This is a genomic window from Pseudomonas sp. TWR3-1-1 (assembly GCF_049896545.1).
In the GTDB taxonomy this organism is placed as follows: Bacteria; Pseudomonadota; Gammaproteobacteria; order Pseudomonadales; family Pseudomonadaceae; genus Aquipseudomonas; species Aquipseudomonas weihenstephanensis.
Map to the genome: position 1 here is coordinate 1 of NZ_JAFCUO010000048.1, position 829 is coordinate 829.

Sequence of the window (829 nt, forward strand, 5' to 3'; positions counted from 1 at the left end):
CCCGCTACGGCTGGAGGCTGACTATGACGGCCTGAGCCAGGGCAACGCGCCGGACTACACCGCGTGGCTGGCCTCCGTCGCCGACATCAAGAAACGCTTCCCGCTGCCCAAGGCGGTCGCCCTGACCAAAGACTAAAGCCGCACCCACCACCGAACCCCGCCGCGTGCGGGATTTTTTTTGCCCGGAGAAAGCCATGCCCATCACCGCGCAGCAGCTGCTGCCAATCCTCCCCAGCGCCGGCCACGTTGCCGGCGTTTTTGCACCTGTCCTCAACACCGCCATGAACCGGTACCAGATCGTCGGCACCCAGCGTGTCGCGGCCTTCATCGCCCAGATCGGCCACGAGTCTGGTCAGCTCAAATACATGCGTGAAATCTGGGGTCCAACGGCCGCTCAAGCGCGATACGAGGGCAGGGCGGATCTCGGCAACACCCACCCGGGCGACGGCTCCAAGTATCGCGGCCGTGGCCTGATCCAGATCACTGGCCGCAGCAACTACAAAACCTGCGGCGAAGCGTTGGGCCTTGATCTGATTAACCAACCCGAATTGCTGGAAAAACCACAACACGCGTGCATGTCGGCGGCGTGGTTCTGGGCGAGTAGGGGGCTCAACACCCTGGCGGACACAGGCCAATTCGACATCATCACCCGGCGCATCAACGGCGGCCAGAACGGCGCAGCGGATCGTCAGGCTCTGTATGCGCGGGCGCTCAAGGTGTTGTCTTGAAGCTTGATTCGGTGAAGTGGGGCGGGGCATTACTGCTGACGCTTGGACTTATGGCTGGCAGCGCGTGGGCCGCATGGAAGTGGCAGGCCAACGCGTATGGG

General features: G+C 63.3%; 1 protein-coding gene. It reads left to right on the forward strand.

Going from position 1 to position 829, the window contains the following annotated elements:
- Positions 1-194 precede the first annotated feature (194 nt).
- Positions 195-728, forward strand: a complete 534-nt coding sequence (locus ACP7A4_RS23135) for a glycoside hydrolase family 19 protein (protein ID WP_426248522.1) — start codon at positions 195-197, stop codon at positions 726-728.
- The last annotated feature ends 101 nt before the right edge of the window (positions 729-829 follow it).

Bases quoted from the DNA above. Each gene is read 5' to 3' on its own strand.
- ACP7A4_RS23135 (WP_426248522.1), top strand. From the start codon at position 195: ATGCCCATCACCGCGCAGCAGCTGCTGCCAATCCTCCCCAGCGCCGGC.